This is a genomic window from Halobacillus sp. Cin3, from assembly GCF_947311855.1.
Classification (GTDB): domain Bacteria; phylum Bacillota; class Bacilli; order Bacillales; family Halobacillaceae; genus Halobacillus; species Halobacillus kuroshimensis.
Genome location: NZ_CAMZMV010000002.1, coordinates 255082 through 271603, shown reverse-complemented (window position 1 = coordinate 271603; position 16522 = coordinate 255082). Strand labels below are relative to the sequence as shown.

14 protein-coding genes are annotated in these 16522 nt (G+C 48.5%); 10 read left to right on the top strand and 4 right to left on the bottom strand.

The window, feature by feature from the left end; translation table 11 throughout:
- The first annotated feature begins 59 nt into the window (after nucleotides 1-59).
- From QMA39_RS09500 to QMA39_RS09475, 6 genes are all read left to right on the top strand, one after another.
- Complete coding sequence (locus QMA39_RS09500; protein WP_281658536.1) at nucleotides 60-1187, top strand: ATP-grasp domain-containing protein; 1128 nt, start codon at nucleotides 60-62, stop codon at nucleotides 1185-1187.
- On the top strand, nucleotides 1184-2884 hold the full coding sequence (locus QMA39_RS09495) for a methyl-accepting chemotaxis protein (RefSeq protein WP_281658535.1): 1701 nt from the start codon (nucleotides 1184-1186) through the stop codon (nucleotides 2882-2884). Before QMA39_RS09500 ends, QMA39_RS09495 begins: the two co-directional genes overlap by 4 nt.
- A 330-nt stretch (nucleotides 2885-3214) precedes the next feature.
- Nucleotides 3215-4252: a LacI family DNA-binding transcriptional regulator gene (locus tag QMA39_RS09490; RefSeq protein WP_281658534.1), complete on the top strand. Its 1038-nt coding sequence runs from the start codon at nucleotides 3215-3217 to the stop codon at nucleotides 4250-4252.
- A gap of 164 nt (nucleotides 4253-4416) precedes the next feature.
- The gene (locus QMA39_RS09485) at nucleotides 4417-5439 is read left to right on the top strand and encodes an SEC-C domain-containing protein (protein WP_281658533.1); all 1023 of its coding nucleotides are present in this window, start codon (nucleotides 4417-4419) and stop codon (nucleotides 5437-5439) included.
- Nucleotides 5440-5568: 129 nt separating this feature from the next.
- The gene (locus QMA39_RS09480) at nucleotides 5569-7248 is read left to right on the top strand and encodes a catalase (protein WP_281658532.1); all 1680 of its coding nucleotides are present in this window, start codon (nucleotides 5569-5571) and stop codon (nucleotides 7246-7248) included.
- 91 nt (nucleotides 7249-7339) lie between these two features.
- The gene (locus QMA39_RS09475; protein WP_281658531.1) at nucleotides 7340-7807 is read left to right on the top strand and encodes a hypothetical protein; all 468 of its coding nucleotides are present in this window, start codon (nucleotides 7340-7342) and stop codon (nucleotides 7805-7807) included.
- A gap of 35 nt (nucleotides 7808-7842) precedes the next feature.
- On the opposite strand, the gene QMA39_RS09470 is transcribed toward QMA39_RS09475, so the two are convergent.
- Together QMA39_RS09470 and QMA39_RS09465 are read right to left on the bottom strand one after the other, a co-directional pair.
- Nucleotides 7843-10599, bottom strand: a complete 2757-nt coding sequence (locus tag QMA39_RS09470; protein ID WP_281658530.1) for an alpha-amylase family glycosyl hydrolase — start codon at nucleotides 10597-10599, stop codon at nucleotides 7843-7845.
- A 125-nt stretch (nucleotides 10600-10724) separates the two neighbouring features.
- Nucleotides 10725-11318 (bottom strand): YdcF family protein, encoded by a 594-nt coding sequence (locus QMA39_RS09465; protein WP_281658529.1) that lies wholly within the window; start codon nucleotides 11316-11318, stop codon nucleotides 10725-10727.
- 195 nt (nucleotides 11319-11513) lie between these two features.
- Here QMA39_RS09465 and QMA39_RS09460 point away from each other — a divergent pair, with 195 nt between their 5' ends.
- From QMA39_RS09460 to QMA39_RS09450, 3 genes are all read left to right on the top strand, one after another.
- The gene (locus tag QMA39_RS09460; RefSeq protein ID WP_027955031.1) at nucleotides 11514-11723 is read left to right on the top strand and encodes a YkvS family protein; all 210 of its coding nucleotides are present in this window, start codon (nucleotides 11514-11516) and stop codon (nucleotides 11721-11723) included.
- 67 nt (nucleotides 11724-11790) lie between these two features.
- Nucleotides 11791-11970 (top strand): hypothetical protein, encoded by a 180-nt coding sequence (locus tag QMA39_RS09455; RefSeq protein ID WP_281658528.1) that lies wholly within the window; start codon nucleotides 11791-11793, stop codon nucleotides 11968-11970.
- A gap of 116 nt (nucleotides 11971-12086) precedes the next feature.
- A complete protein-coding gene (locus tag QMA39_RS09450) occupies nucleotides 12087-12344 on the top strand; it encodes a hypothetical protein (RefSeq protein ID WP_027955033.1) in 258 nt (85 codons plus the stop codon).
- A 50-nt stretch (nucleotides 12345-12394) separates the two neighbouring features.
- Here the strand turns inward: QMA39_RS09450 and QMA39_RS09445 are convergent, their stop codons facing one another.
- Together QMA39_RS09445 and QMA39_RS09440 are read right to left on the bottom strand one after the other, a co-directional pair.
- Complete coding sequence (locus tag QMA39_RS09445) at nucleotides 12395-13432, bottom strand: LCP family protein (protein WP_281658527.1); 1038 nt, start codon at nucleotides 13430-13432, stop codon at nucleotides 12395-12397.
- Between the two features lie 178 nt (nucleotides 13433-13610).
- The gene (locus QMA39_RS09440) at nucleotides 13611-15071 is read right to left on the bottom strand and encodes an APC family permease (RefSeq protein WP_281658526.1); all 1461 of its coding nucleotides are present in this window, start codon (nucleotides 15069-15071) and stop codon (nucleotides 13611-13613) included.
- A 376-nt stretch (nucleotides 15072-15447) separates the two neighbouring features.
- Here QMA39_RS09440 and QMA39_RS09435 point away from each other — a divergent pair, with 376 nt between their 5' ends.
- Complete coding sequence (locus QMA39_RS09435) at nucleotides 15448-16494, top strand: MraY family glycosyltransferase (protein ID WP_281658525.1); 1047 nt, start codon at nucleotides 15448-15450, stop codon at nucleotides 16492-16494.
- The last annotated feature ends 28 nt before the right edge of the window (nucleotides 16495-16522 follow it).

The following is a 16522-nucleotide window of genomic DNA, read 5'->3' as shown; positions in this document are numbered from 1 at the left end:
GCCGATATATAAGGAGTCGAGCACAAATAAGTTGAAATTGCACGCTCAGGAGGGAATTTATGCTGATTATTGATGAACAAACGGTGTCCCCTATCCTAGTACAAACGGCCCTTACCCATCACTTGCCTATCTATTATAAGGACGATGAAAGAGCCCTGGATATGAAGGAACATTCTAAACTACTAACCAATTCGGAAAGCTGTCTGCAGATGCTGCAGCACCACCATCCGGAGCACATACATACGAAAGTATCCCAGATGGTCAAAAACAAAGCCCGGTTCCGGGAGATGATTGCCGATCTGGATGAAGGCTATTATTTCAAGCTTGTCACACTTGATGAATTGATGAGTTCAAACAAGGAAGATATCCCTTTCCCTGTCGTTATCAAGCCCAACAAAGGCTATTCCAGTGTCGGTGTTTATATCGTGAAGGAAAAAGAGGAGTGGGACCAGGCGGTACAAGGATTGTATTCCGACCTGCTTCTTTCCCGGTCGATGTATTCGGATGACGTACTGGACAGTGAACAGATCATTATTGAAGGATATATTGAAGGACAGGAGTATGCGCTTGACTGCTACTATGACGAATCGGGTGAGCCTGTGATTTTGAATATCCTGAAACGCCGGTTTGCTCACGATCAGGATACGTCAGACCGCATTTATTACACATCCAGCCGTATTCTTGAGGAAGTCCGTGAGCAGGCGCTTGATTACCTGCGTCTGTTAAATGACCGCCTTCAGCTCCGAAACTATCCTTTTCACATAGAAATGAGGAAAAATGAAGGCGGAATCGTTCCCATTGAGATGAATCCTCTCCGCTTTGCCGGGGCAGGTACGACAGATGTGAGTCATTACGCTTATGATATCAACTCGGCTTTAGCCTACTTCAAAGGTGTAAAGCCGGATTGGGAAACGATTGTGAAGCGGGCCGACGAGTCCTATTACGGGTTTTTCTGTGCGGAGGTTCCGGGCCATATCAGCATGAACCTCATTCAATCCATTCAGCACGATGAGCTGAAAAAAGAGTTCAGTCACATCCTGGAGTATCGGATCATCCAGTCAGCCAGTGACCGGACGTTTGCCGTCGTCTTTTTCAAAACGAATCAGCTGAATGAACTCAACCGGTTACTTACCCTTGATTTAGAGCCCTACCTAACAATGAAACCAGCAAAGGAGGCTGTCCGATGAATTGGCAGGCCTTGAACCCGAAGAAGTCGTTAAAAACCCAGTTGTTCGTTAATTTCATCATTCCAATCCTTATTCTTGGTGGACTGACCTTCGGATTTGTGAAATTCGTAACCGGTAATATGATTGATGATCATATTCTGCCGCAGTTTGAACAGGTTCTTTTGACAAATGGTCAGGAGCTTGTCCGCTCGATTGAACCGAATGCCGTCCGTGAAGCGATGGAAAACCCATCGGAGAACCATGCCAGCTTGATCAACACGCTGGACAGCTTCATTGAAGGACAGGAGCGTCTGGAATATGCCTATATTTTGACAAAGCAGGGAGAGAAGGAATACATCGTCGCCTTGAACGGTTCCGAGGATGTGATGGTGGAGTCTCCTTTTACAGATAAGCAGAGGGAGGCATTCCAGACAGGTGATACAGTTGTGACATCCATTTATGAAGATGAATGGGGCGTCCATAAGTCTGTCTTTATGCAGATAGGTGACATGGATGCGATAGTCGGTGTCGATATGAGCACCTCCTTTGTCGGAAGCCTCCAGAAGGAAATCAATATGTTCCTTGCCATCTTTTTAGCGGTCGCTGTGCTGCTTGGTGCTGTGTTTGCTTATATCTTCGGCAGCCGTCTGACGAACTCTGTCCGCTCCCTGCTGTCATCGGTGAACCGGATTAGTGATGGTGATTTGACAGAGGACATCGAAACGAAGCGGGCCGATGAAATTGGTCAGTTGTCTGTGGCGATGAATGAAATGGTGGGCAGCCTGAGAACCCTTGTTCAGAGGGTGACAACAGCGTCCAGTGAAGTGTCGGCGCAGAGTGAGGAGCTCACGCAGTCGGCAAACGAAGTGAAAGAAGGAAGTGAGCAGGTCGCTTCAACGATGCAGGAACTGTCCTCTGGTGCAGAGTCCCAGGCAGACAGCTCCAGCAGTCTTTCTGAAGGAATGGACAGCTTCGTCCGACGTCTGGATGAAGCCAACAAAGGTGGAAAAGCGGTATCTGAAACATCGAAGGAAGTGCTGTCGATGACCGAAGAAGGGCGGGGTTTGATGGAAACGTCCGTCCAGCAGATGAACACCATCAATGGCATCGTCAAAGAGTCTGTGGAGCGTGTCCACGGACTGGATAAGCAGTCCAAGGAGATTAATAAACTCGTCCAGGTCATTCAGGATATTGCCGAACAGACCAACCTGTTATCCTTGAACGCGGCTATAGAGGCGGCAAGAGCCGGGGAGCATGGCAAAGGGTTTGCCGTCGTGGCTGATGAAGTCCGCAAGCTTGCCGAGCAGGTTTCAACGTCCATCATTGATATCACATCCATTGTGGAAAGTATCCAATCGGAGTCGAACCGGGTCGCTCAATCGCTTGAATCCGGCTATCAGGAAGTGGACAAAGGAACGAAACAGATTGAGGTGACCGGGGAAACATTCCACCGGATCCATACTTCTGTCAGTGACATGTCCGGACGGATCGGGGAAATTTCCGAGCATCTTTCGGATATTGCAGAAAACAGCCAGCAGATGAACCAGTCGATTGAAGAGATTGCTTCTGTTTCCGAAGAGTCGGCGGCAGGGGTCGAGCAGGTTGCCGCTTCCTCGCAGCAGACGACGAGTTCAATGGAAGAAGTTTCCCACAGTGCCCGTCAGCTGTCCGAGCTTTCTGAGCAGTTGAATGAGGAAATCCAGCAATTTAAACTGTAAAAGGTTATTTGTGAAGGCTTGCAGGTCAACATCGATTCTTTTGACCTCGACGGTTGATGAGCTGAAAATAGGAAGATCTTCTGTTTATTAGAAGGTCTTCTTTTTTTATCCTTCACGTCCGGGTTGGGAAACAGTCCTGTCTTACAGAAGAAGGAGCCGCACGGGCTATGGGCAGCGAATCCTGCACCATCCACTTAAAGGGAGAGAAAGAATGGGACAGGTCTTTCATTAAGGAGGATACTTTTTCTGGGTAGTCACCTAAATACTCATTCCTCCCTTGGAACGGGGAGTGTTATGATGGAAGCAGTAAATATATAGAAGGTGATTGTTTTGGACGTAACCATTAAGGATGTAGCCAGAGCGGCCGGCGTAGCCCCCTCGACGGTTTCCCGTGTGATTGCAGACAATCCGCGGATCAGTCCGGCCACGAAAAGGAAAGTGAAGCAGGCGATGGAGGAGATGGGGTATCACCCGAATGTGACCGCCCGTAATTTAGCAAGCCGGACGACGAAATCTCTCGGAGTTGTTCTGCCTTTCAGTGCAGATAAAGCCCTGCAGAATCCATTTTTTCCGGAAGTACTGCGGGGCATCAGTTCCATCGCCCATGAGATGGACTATTCCCTTGTTCTCTGCACGGGGGAAACGGATGAGGAAATGCTGGAGGCCGTGAAACGGATGGTGTACAGCAGTCAGACAGACGGGATTCTTCTCCTCTACTCGCAGGTGCGTGACCCGATTCAATCCTTCCTGCTGGAGCAGAAGTTTCCTTTTGTCGTCGTCGGCCGTCCGGCAGAAAACGGAAACCACGTGACGCACGTCGATAACGATAACATTCAGGCTTCCAAGGATATTACAAAGCATCTGATCGATATCGGTCATGACCGTGTGGCGTTTATCGGCGGGTCTCCTGAGCTCGTTGTGACGCTCGACCGCCTTCAAGGGTATGAAGAGGCGTTAACAGAGGCCGGAATCTCCGTTGAAGAAAATTATAAAGTCCATACAGAGTTCTTGAAATCGGGCGGACGCTCAGCCGTTCGTGCACTCATGTCTCTCACTCATCCACCGACCGGGCTTGTTGTCGCCGATGATCTGATGACGATTGGCGTCATATCCACCTTGGAGGAAGCAGGCATTCATGTACCAGAGGATTTATCGATCGTCAGTTTCAACAATGTCTACCTCGCTCAGGTGTCCCGTCCGGCCCTGACGACTGTGGACGTACACATCCAGGCCTTAGGGACAGAGGCAGCTGCCTGCCTTATTGAAAATGTGCAGCGGCGGGAGCAGCCGCCGAAGCGTATCATCATTCCGCATAAAATTGAATATCGTTCGTCAGCGATCTCCCGTCCCGCTCCGTCTGAAGTGTAACCTTCAGGCGGTTTTTTTGTGAAGGAAGGGAAAGGTTCCATAAAACTCCCATATCCGCCTTTTTTTACAGAAAAATGCATAGATGTGGAAATTTTTTTGCATGTTTGCTCAATTTTCGGTACCCTAGTAGAGTTGACCTTTAAACAATTAGGAGAGGGATTTATATGAGTAAGACAAAAAGGAATGATCCCTGCTTTTGTGGAAGCGGGAAAAAATATAAAAAATGCTGCATGGTGAAAGACGATCAGGCTGTCGGATCCAGCAGCCTTCATGAGGAACTGCAGAGTAACTACAGCCATTTTATGGCCTATGTGAACCGTAATTATCCGAACGTTACGCCATCTGAGTCAAGAGAAACACAGGAAGAAGAAGTAGAAGCGGCGTTCCAGATGGTCCAGCGTGTCCTGATCGACAAACAGGAGGATGGCTCCACCTTATATGAAGAATTTTTTGCGAAGAAACAGGATAAAATCATCCGTCCGGCGACGATGGCGACGATGGAAGCCTGGAAATCTCCGCACGCGAGCTTATTCAAAATCAACGGTTCTGCCTCTGAATACACCGCTTCTGTAGAAGACGTGTGGAGCGGAGAGTCGTTTGAAGTGAAAAAAGACGGCATTCCTTTGAAAGAGGAGAACTACGAGCACATGCCATACTGCATCGGTGTGCTCTTGAAGTGGGGACCTGTTCACAACTTCGTACCACTGGCGATTCCGAACTACGAGTCTTCCTACGTGACGTTCCGCCAACAGCTGGAAGAGGCGTTTGAAGCGAGCGGTGCTGCGACGATTTATGACTATATGCAGGCAACGATTATAGAGCAGCTGCGCAGCTGGATGTATATGACTTCTACAGATGAAACCGAAGAAGACACAGCTGAAGAGCCGGTCGAAGCTTCTGCTGAAGGCGATGACGTGCTTGACTTGTTCGATGAAAGCTTGAAGAAGGAAGATGGATTTGAACTGTTGAAGCAGCGCTGGGAAATGTACAAGCAGGCGGAAAACCCGACATTCCGTAAGCCGGAAGTCGTAACCGCAGCCCTTGAGCATATATACCGCAGCACGTCTGCTTTCCGTTCTGAACCGGAAAAAGTAACGAAAAAAGCGGTAGCCGAAAAGTATGAAGTCAGTCCGGGCAGCATGAGCAAACGTATCACACAGCTGTCGGAATACCTTCTTCCATCATAAGTATTTCAACGTCCAGGATCTTCCTGGGCGTTTTTTTTATGATGAAAAGGCTGATGGAAAAGATGGAATAAAAAACCGGTCGCCTGCAGAAACTCTCCTTGTAGATAGTCAATGACAGGAGGGAACCATATGGACAACTATAAAGAACAGGGACCTGGTGGTGCGGACGACCATCGTTTTGCCGAAGGAGAAGGCGAAAAAACGCTGACAACGAGGCAGGGGCATCCGGTCCGGACGAACCAGAACTTAAGGACAATCGGAAACCGGGGACCGGCCACGCTGGAGAACTATGATTATATCGAAAAAATTTCCCACTTTGACCGGGAACGTGTACCTGAACGGGTGGTCCATGCCCGGGGGACAGGGGCACACGGCTACTTTGAAACCTACGGGAAAGCCGGCGATGAGCCGGTGGAGAAATATACACGGGCAAAAGTTTTTTCCGGAGCAGGCAAAAAAACGCCGGTGCTCGTCCGATTTTCGACGGTGACCCACTCGGCTGGTTCTCCGGAGACGCTGAGGGACCCGCGCGGATTTGCTGTTAAATTTTATACAGAGGATGGCAACTGGGACCTGGTCGGAAACAATTTGAAGGTATTCTTCATTCGTGACGCAATGAAATTCCCTGATTTGATCCATTCGTTCAAGCCTGATCCAGTGACCAACATCCAGGACAGCGAGCGTATTTTTGATTTTCTCAGCGAGACGCCCGAATCGATGCACATGGTCACCTTCCTGTTTTCCCCGTGGGGCATCCCGGCCAACTACCGGCAGATGCAGGGATCTGGTGTGAACACATACCGGTGGGTGAACGACGAAGGGAAAGCGGTTCTTGTGAAGTATCACTGGGAGCCTCTCAAGCAGGGAATCAAAAACCTGACCCAGGAGGAAGCAAACGAAATCCAGGCAGAAAACTTCAACCATGCGACACAGGATTTGTACGAAGCCATCGAGAGCGGCGATTATCCTGAATGGGAGCTCTGCGTCCAGATTATGGAGGATCACGAGCATCCCGAGCTTGATTTTGACCCACTTGATGATACGAAGCTGTGGCCGGAGGATCAGTTCCCGTTTTTGAAGGTCGGAAAAATGGTACTGAACAAAAATCCGGACAACTATTTCAATGAAATCGAGCAGGCGGCATTTGGTACAGGTGTGCTTGTCGACGGTCTCGATTTCTCTGATGATAAGATGCTTCAGGGACGGACATTCTCCTATTCCGATACGCAGCGCTACCGTGTCGGGGCAAACTACCAGCAGCTTCCGGCGAACGCCCCGAAAAAACATGCCGCCACCAACTATGAAGGAGGAAGCATGTCCTATTTAGTGGATCGGCCGGAAGGGTCCAACCCGCACGTGAACTATGAACCTTCCTCCTTGAATGGTCTGGAGGAATCCCCTCCGAAAAAGGCGCCTCACCAGCCTTACGTGGAAGGAAAGCTGAAGAAAGAGCCGATTGACAGGGAAAACAATTTCAAGCAGGCAGGAGAACGGTACCGGATGCTGAAGGATTGGGAGCGGGACGATTTAATCAACAACCTCGTCGTGTCTCTCAAGCCGTGCCACACCCACATCCAGAAGAAGATGGTATCCTTGCTGACCCAGTGCGATGAGGATTATGGAAGCCGAGTGGCAGAGGGACTTGGGATGAATGCAACAGCGGGACAGATGAACGAGGAATTTGCGAACGACATCACCCCCTCCAAGGGGAAACTTCCGAAGCGGGGTGGCTCTCCGATAGGCAGCGATGGGGCTGCGGATGCGGTCGACCAGGCCGAGGAAAAAGGGCACGAAGCAGATCCGTATTGAACGAAAGGCAAAAGGCGGCCTTCCATCATTGGAAGGCCGCCTTTTCTTTTTTCTCCTGTTTCCGCATAAGGTGATAAAGGGAGGCGGTGAAATGAAGAAGAAAGGTTCTGGTGGGAAATTCCTTGTCATCACAGCCCTTATCCTTCTGGCTGCTGGTTTGACGGCTGCCGGTCTGTTCATCACATCCCGTCCGGGTTATCAAGCGGAAAAGGCGGTGGAGACGTTTTACAGCTATGAACAAAAAGGGCGGTACGCCGATTCCTGGCTGCTGCTTCATTCCCGGATGAAGGATAAATTCGGAAAGGGCCATTACATACAGGACAGGGCCCACGTGTTTATGAATCATTTCGGCGTGGAAACATTCACGTTTACAACAGGAGAGGTCACTCATCTGGATACCTGGTCGATGGAAAAAGGAACGGACCCGTTCAAGAACGTGTACGTTGTATCGGTTGACCAGACGTTCAAAGGGAAATACGGTCGATTCCGCCTTCATCAGGATGTATATGTGACTGAGGAAAAAGGCGGGTGGAAGATTCTTTGGGATTACAATAAATAAAAAGGCCTCCGCCTTCATAGGGGGAGGCCATTCGATTAAGATGCTTTTGAGGAAGGGACCTGGACGACCTTGACGGCATTCTCCTGCTGTGGATCGAAGTGGAAGATGTATTCTCCGCTCGATTCCGGAGTGAACGTCAGATTTTCTCCTTCCTGCCATTCGCCGTCACGGACGAATTTATACTCAACAGTTTCTCCTGCTTTCAAAGCGACAGGGGCACTGCTCCAGACGCCTGCCTTTTCATTGTACGTCAGGGCGTGCTTATCCGTTTCCCAGTCGAGGGGAGCAGATCCGCGGAGGACCACTTTGTTGTACTTTTTCTCTTCGGAAGGCTCTTCGTATGTCAGTGTGCCTTTGACATCGTACACCTGGGCGGAATGGGCGTCTGCTTTGACGTACAAGTCATCCCGGCGGCTCAGCGTCCGGCTGTCATCAATCACGGATTGCAGCATGACTTTATTCCGCGTCTTTTGGTTGTACAGCTCTTTGATGTTCAATGTGCGGCTTTTTTCTCCTTTATTGATGACGGTAAGCACATGATCCTGAGGCATTCTCCGTTCAAATACGAGGACGTCATCATCCGAATAAATCACTTTCATATCGCCGTAGGCAAGGGCCGGTTGATCTTTTCTCGCCTGAATCAATTCTTCATAGTGGGCTTTTATGTCAAGGTTCTGTTTACTTTCATCCCACGGCATCATTTCCCGGTAGAAGCGGTCTTTCCATTCTTCCACTTTCGTATGATCACCGCTTTGGGACAAACCGACTTCATCTCCGTAATAGATGATCGGAGCCCCCGGCAGAGCGAACTGCAGGGTTGCTGCGTTTTTCATCGTGGTTTCATTTTCATCTGCTTCATAGATGAAGCGCGGCATATCATGGCTGTCCAGGAATGTGGCAGGTACGAATTCCTCATCATAGGTTTCATGGATTGTCATCAAGGAATCAGCTAAGCTGTTCATTGATTCATCGTTAATGTACGTATTGAAAATTGCGGACTGGGTTTCAAAATCAATCGCTCCATCCAGCTTCCCGGTATAGGAATCAATGGTTTCCAGGCTGTCCCATACTTCTCCAAAAATGAAGGCCTCGGAATCTATGGATTTCACCTGATGGCGGAAATCGACCCAGAAACTGTGACTCGGTCCTTTCGCATAATCGAGACGGAAGCCGTCAACACCGATGTCCTCCATCCAGAATGGAACCACTTCCTCAAGCATATAGGCCCTCGTTTCCGGATGGTCGTTGTTCAGTTCCGGAAGCTCCTGGACATCATAGAACGTTTCATATTCATCCGGCCATTTCAAAAAGGTGTACCACTCGTAATACGTACTGGCTTCTCCTTTTTCAACGGCGTCCTGGAAAAATGGATGTTGGTTGGACGTGTGGTTTGGAACAAGATCATAGACGACTTTCATATCGCGGTCATGAGCTTCATCGACAAGTTCCTTCATCAGCTGGTTGCTGCCGAAGCGGGGGTCGATGTTCATGAAATCTGTCGGATGATAGCCGTGGGAATACGGGCCTTCGTAAATCGGTGAAATCCACAGTGTATTCACACCAAGCTCATCGAGGTAATCGATTTTTTCCAACACGCCCTGAAGGTCACCGCCCATCCATCCTTTCAACTGCTCATCTGTCGGAAGGTCCGGATTGACGGAGGTGTTGTTCTCCTCACTGCCATTGCGGAAACGGTCTACGAAAATCTGATAGATCACAGATTCTTTGGCCCAGTCCGGAGATTGATAGTCTTCGACGTAATAGGCAAACTCGGTGGCTTCCTCAGGGGCCAGGACGTTGTTGTCGGCAAACTGGGAGCCCTGCGATCCAGTGTTCCAAACGTCGAGTTTGTATTTCACACGCGTTTCATTCTTTTGAGCAGGAATCGTGCCCTTTAAGGTTGAAGTTTTTAAGCCATCGGTGGATCCACTCGTCTCGACGACACGCAGAGCAGCGGTCATCCCATTCTCTGCCTCTCCGCGCTTACCGGAAGGGGAGGATCCATCCGTCGTATAATACACTGCTCCTGTATCAATGGGACCAAAGTGCTCGACCTCTACCGTTACGTCCACCTCATCTTTTTTAGTGGGGGTGTACGGCTCATGGTTGAAATCATGGGTGACAGACTGGGCTACGGGAATCGTCTTCCATTGGTCCACCGTATCGTTTTGGACGCTTGAATCCTTTGTGAGAGTGACCGTGCGGCGCTCGCTGCGGACTTCCTCATAGGCTTTCCCCGCAAGGCTGTATATATAGGAAACGTTCTGTCCGTCCTCACCGACAAGTGTAAACGTATACGTATCTTCACCCGTCTTTGTCATCGGGGCAGCCGTGTAATGAAAATGGTTCGTGCTTGAGGCAACGGTCGGTTTCACCCATTCAGGTGTATGCTCAGGAACAGTCAGTTCGAGTGTGGCGGATGCTTCATGCGTTCCCGCAGGACGGATATCCACCGTCCGCTCCTCTTCTGGGTGAAAAGCGAAAATATACGCTGCATCCTGAGGAGCGGTGACGGTCAGGTTGGAACCAGACATCCATGTTCCGTCGTAGACAAACTTGTATTCTGTTGTTTCACCGCCTTTCAGGGTCACCGGTTCACTGAGCCACACCCCTTCTTCTTCGTCATACTGCAGTGGATGACGATCAGAACTCCAATCAAGCGCCTCCGCACTGCCGCGCAGAACGACAGTGTCGTACGTTTTGGCATCGGCTTGAACTTTTTGTGCAACCGGTTGCACAAAAAGTGAAAATAAAAGGACAAGCCCAATCATCCAAATCCATGATATCTTCATTCGTTTTCATTCCTTCCTTTTTCCATTTTTTATGAAATCGCTTTCATTGTATCGGATAGACATACGCCTGTCCATAGGACTATCCTAGTGATTGTTTCAGGCGCATGGATGCAGCATATGAAAAGTCAGTCAAAGAGCAGACGGATGGAGTAAAAGATCATTTTCGTATATTCGCTGAAGGTTGTCTTTTTTTCCATTTCCGTCAAACCATCGGCGGGATTGAACGAGGAGGAGGTAAAGGCATAGCTTAACGTATAGTCTTTTCCGAAAATATCATCGAACGTCATTTTCGTCCTCCTCGAGTGGAATTCACTCGTAACGACGATGGCTGAGGAAAGGTCCTGCTCCTCCATAATGTCCTTGGCGTAAAGTGCATTGTCATATGTACTCGTGGCTTTGGTGTCTTCTAAAATATCGGCTTCGGATATGCCCAGGGAAACCGCCCGGTCCGGCGTCGTCCCATTTTCTTCGGCATTCGTTAAAATGACTGTATCTGACGCTCCCTTGGCGTACAATTCAGCTCCGCGTTCCAGTCGTTCTGCACTACCGCTTAAGACGATGATGGCATCCGCCTCCGAATCCTCCTCCACGGTATCCTCCAGGATGAGAAAATCCGTTCCCAGTTGATAGAGTGTGAAAAGGAAAGCTGTCGCAGCGATGAGAAACACCCCGAAAAAGATCAGGATGGTCCGCTTTATTTTATAAACAGCTACAGACAAAAAAGATCATCCTCTCCATTTTTTTCTATTTCTACTATATACCGCCTGAGTGATTTGTGAAACCATAAGTATTTTACTTGTATACTTTTGTCGAATTTAGTAACATATATTGTAAAAGTTTTGTTTGAATTGTTTGTTTATTTCATGTAAACTTTTTTGAAACCAATAATGTTGATTCAGAAAGGATAGAGAGATATGATACAACCTGATGATCGTATTGCAACACCTGGTCAAATTGTTACCTTTGAACGAAATGATATCACATTTAAAGGAAGAGTTATTCCAAGTCAATGCCAGCAGTCTGTCATTGTTGATTTAACCATTATGGACAATCTGAATGACATCGATTTCGAATATGACAGGACGGTTGTGGCTCATACAAACTATCGCATTATCGAAGAATAACATGAACAGGCCTTCTCCACTCCGGTGGGGGAGGTTTTTTTATTGAGAATACCAGCCCGCTCAGTAGATGAAAAAAGGTTGGGTTCAGCTGGAAACTGGTACAAAAGAATCCTTCCAGAAGATCTATGACTCTCGGAAGGCTGAAGGGCAGGGGAAAGACCTCCAGTCCCGTGTGGATAAGGATTTAGGACAGAAGGAGAGCGGATGGCAGAACGATATTCAAGGACTGATGAAAGAGTCTTTCTAACCAACTAGGAATATCTGCCGTTTCCAATTTATTCTCCTTTTCTTATAATATGGATAGAGTACCCTTCAAAAGGAAGGGGCTCTTTGTCATTTTATACAGAGAGGATGTCAGGGGTAGTGCATGTAACCAAGCTTTTACTGGACCAGACAGAACTGCCGGTGAGCGGCCGGTGCAGCGTGCGGATTGACAAAACGATTGTCGTGGAACCTTTCAGACATTTAACAGAAGATACCTTCCGCCGGATCTTGAAAGAGAAAGCGTTGATACAGCGAATCAAACTTGAAAGTGATGAAGAGGGGTTTCCACAGGAATACGAAGGTCCCTACACATCGAAACGGACCAACGGAATCTTGATTTTTACCAGGACAGCTTAAGGATACATAAAAAAACTGACCACATCAGAATATGGTCAGTTTTGCTGTGTTTATTCACTTATTTCATCCGTAGTGTTCCCGTAGGATCCGGAAGGCGCAATATCCAGAGCCTGCTGCAGTTTCTGCTTCGTGTCCTCTAAAGCCCCTTCGTCAGGGACGAAATAATACAACCCGTCTTCCAGACGCATGTCCTGTCCTTCAATCGTATAAGTCGTCGTCGAAGGATTTTCGGAAGAAAGTGTTTTTTGAATGGCGTACAGTTCGGAGATCGTCAGGTTCGTACTGACACTGTCACCGAGGATATCCGCAAATTCACCGGCTTTGAGCAGGTTGTCAGCAGAAAGGGCCTCATCAATGCCCGCCCGGATGAATTGACGCTGACGTTCGTCCCGTGGATAGGATACGGCAACATCACGCTTTCTCATCCTGACAAAAGCGAGAGCTTCCTCCCCGTTCATCGTTGTTTCACCTGCTTCAAATTCAATCTTCTTATCATAATCCAGGCTGCTTCGTTCCCAGAAGCCTTCCTTCACATCGATCGTGACGCCGCCCATCAGGTCGACAATTTCCATAAACCCTTCGAAATTGACGGATGCGAACTTATCAATCGGAATGCCGAGGTAGTCCTCAACGGTTTCAATCGTCAGCTTTTCAGCCCCGTATCCGGAAACCTCCCCGAGCGAGTAGGCTGCGTTCAGCTTGTGTGATCCTGCATATTGATCTCCGACTTTATAGGCCGGGATGTCCACCTGCGTATCCCGTGGAATACTTGTCATCGTAATGTCCTTTGTATCAGGATCAAGGGTCATCACAATCTGGGTATCCGCACGGCCGGCGCCGCCTTCTGTCGAATAATCCTCAACACCCATCAGTAAAATTGAAATCGGATCATCGCCGATGTCCACGGCTTCATCACGCAGGTCGGATTTGTCTCCTCTATCCAGATCTTCGTAAGAGGCGGTGTAGACTTTATTCACGTAATAAAAGCCACCACCGATCAGCAGCGACAGGACAAATAAAAAAACGACCCATCTTCTTATTCTTCTTTTTTTCCTGCGTCTGCGGACGCGGACGAGTTTTTTCGCCATTTGTTCCACCTCTGTTTTCTAACCTCTCAAATTCCCATTCTACCATAGATGAAAACGGGGGGGAGGTGTTCATTTTGAGGATTGGAAAATTGTTAACTGGCTGTCATACAACGTCGTTTTTTGTAGTGATTTTGTCGAAAAAGAAAACTCCCCGAAACATTTCCGGGGAGTTTTCCTATTATATTTCTTCTTTTTCTAAAATCAGATAGTTCATTTCTTTACGGCTGATTTCGTTGTAGCGTTTCGCATTCAATAGATAGAAGACGATTCCGATGATGATCCATACACCAAGAGCGATGTAGGATTCCTTCCCTAAGGCTGCCGGTGACCATGGCAGCAGAAGGAGAACGAGAAAGCCGATGGAGCTGATCATTCCGATCAGGGAAAGAAGCTTGCGTCCCGGGGAAACCGTGCTTGCTTCATTCTCCGCCTTGGAATTCTCTGACCAGCGGAAAAACTTGTACGCCGTTGCGGTACAGAAAAAGTACGCGATGGCAACGCCGGTGGATGACATATCGACGACCCATAGGAGGGCTTCTCTGCCGAACCACGGAGCGACGAGACAGATTGCCATCGTAAACAGGATGCCGACATAGGGTGTTTTATATTTCGGGTGCAGTCTGCGGAAGCTGTCCGGCAGAATGCGGGCACGTCCCATAGCAAACGTCAGGCGGCTGGCAGAAATGTAAAAACCGTTCAACCCTGTGAAGATACCCATACAGACAGCGACAGCGATGATGAAGACGCCGGCACGTCCAAGGTAGCTTTCAATCGCATCACCGGTTCCCCAGACCGACTGGGTGTCGTTGATCATCGCAAGCAGCTGCTGCCAAGGCATCGTACTTGCTGTAATCAAAATCATGGCGCTGTAAGCCAGTCCGGCAGCGAGCAGTGACCAGATGATCAGGCTGAATGCCTTTTTCGGTTCGAATTCAAATTCTTCCGCTGTCTGAGGAATGTTGTCAAACCCGACGTACGCGAACGGGGCAATGGCAAGAATCGTTAAAATGGATGCCAATGCGGTCTGATCCGGTGTAAATCCAGGGGAGATATTGGATACGCTTGGTCCATCGGTCATGATGGCACCGATTCCAAGCAGGACAATCCCCGCAATCAAGATCAGGCTGAAAACAAATTGTGTCTGCCCGGAAAAGCTGGCACCGCGGATATTCAATAGAGCAAATACGATAAGGGCAAGAGATGCAATCGCAATCTGGATGATGGATACATCATATCCAGCTACGGTATACATATTCCCTGTCTGAACAAAGTCAGGGAAGAGGAATTTTGCCAGCAGCGCGAGGGCTGAGGCATTCAATGCAACAATACAGATATAGCCGAGCGTTAAAAACCATCCCGCCATAAAAGCGAACCGCCGGCCGAATCCAATATAGGCATAAGCGAATTCACCACCCGTAACGGGGAATTTTTCAATCAAAAATCCATAGCTGACGCCGATAATCATCATAAGAGCGGCGCCGAGTAAAAGGCCGAGAACTACACCGACAGGGCCTGCCTGGCCGATCCAGTCTGTGGGGAGCACAAAAGCGCCCCAGCCAATCGCTGAACCGAAGGCAATCGCCCAGACCCAGTGGGGTTTTAACGTCTTTTCTAATTTTCTTCGTTCTCTAGTTGCCATAAACGAATGAGTCCTCCTAGTTAGATGTCAAAGATAACTTCCCTATTTTAGACAAACCGAAACGAAGGTGTAAACAAAAAACTCTCTACAAAGAAAAAGTCAGAAAAACGCAAAAAATGAAATGGGATTGTTAAAAACCAGTTATTCCACTGACATAATCTGCTGATATAGTGAGGTTTGTGACGAAACCGATCTAAATAGGTTTGAGGTCTGAAAAAATAGGCTAACGGAAATTTAGGAAATCGTTACATTGCCCCCCATATTCCTGTGATATAATTTTCTCGATTACAAACCTTAGTATGAACACAACAGATGGAAATTATCGATCCGCTTACAATGGACCGGAGAGGATATAATAAACCTGAGGAGGGTCTTTATGGAGTATAAGGCCTTGCTGTTCTGCCTGATCATTTCGGTGGCGATTACGCCGCTGGTCAAGCGGGCAGCAATAAAAATCGGTGCGACGGATCAGCCGAACCACCGGAAAGTCCACAAAAATGTGATGCCGCGTCTCGGCGGTTTAGCGATATATTTAAGCTTCGCGCTGGGAATCGTCTTCTTTTTTCCGGAAAGTGAATTAACATGGCCGGTCCTTCTCGGAGGAACGATCATTATCGTGACAGGCGTACTGGATGACTTGAAAGAACTGTCCGCAAAAATGAAGCTTGCCGGACAGCTGCTTGCCGCAGGTGTCGTCGTCCTCGGCGGTGTTCAGGTGGAGTTCATCAACCTGCCCTTCGGCGGGGAACTGGAGCTTGGATATCTTAGTATTCCGCTTACGATCGTCTGGATCATTGCCATTACAAATGCCATCAACTTGATTGACGGTTTGGACGGCCTAGCCGCAGGTGTGTCCGCCATTGCGCTGTTAACTATTTCCGGCATGGCCATTACGATGGGGAATGTATTCGTCGTCTTCGCAGGCTTGATGATGCTTGGAAGCACCCTCGGCTTCCTCGTCTACAATTTTTATCCGGCTAAAATTTTCATGGGTGATACAGGTGCCCTGTTTTTAGGTTTCATGATCAGTGTTCTTTCTTTACTCGGATTTAAAAACGTAACGTTGTTCTCACTCGTTATTCCTGTCATTATTTTAGGTGTTCCGATTTCGGACACGCTCTTTGCGATCGTCCGCCGGGTCATTCAGCGGAAACCGCTGTCGGCACCGGATAAGTCGCACCTTCATCATTGTCTGTTAAATCTCGGCTACAGTCATCCGGAATCTGTTCTGATGATTTACGCCGTCAGTGCCCTGTTCAGTCTTGCTGCCGTTATTTTCTCGCAGGCGACGATGTATGGAGCGGTCCTTGTTGTAGCCCTTCTTGCGCTGATGATTGAATTGATTGTTGAAATCACCGGATTGATTGGAAAAGATTACAAACCGATTTTGAATATGATCCGCGGCGTCCGAACCCGCAGATAAAAAAGCAGAAGGCTGGATAAACAGCCTT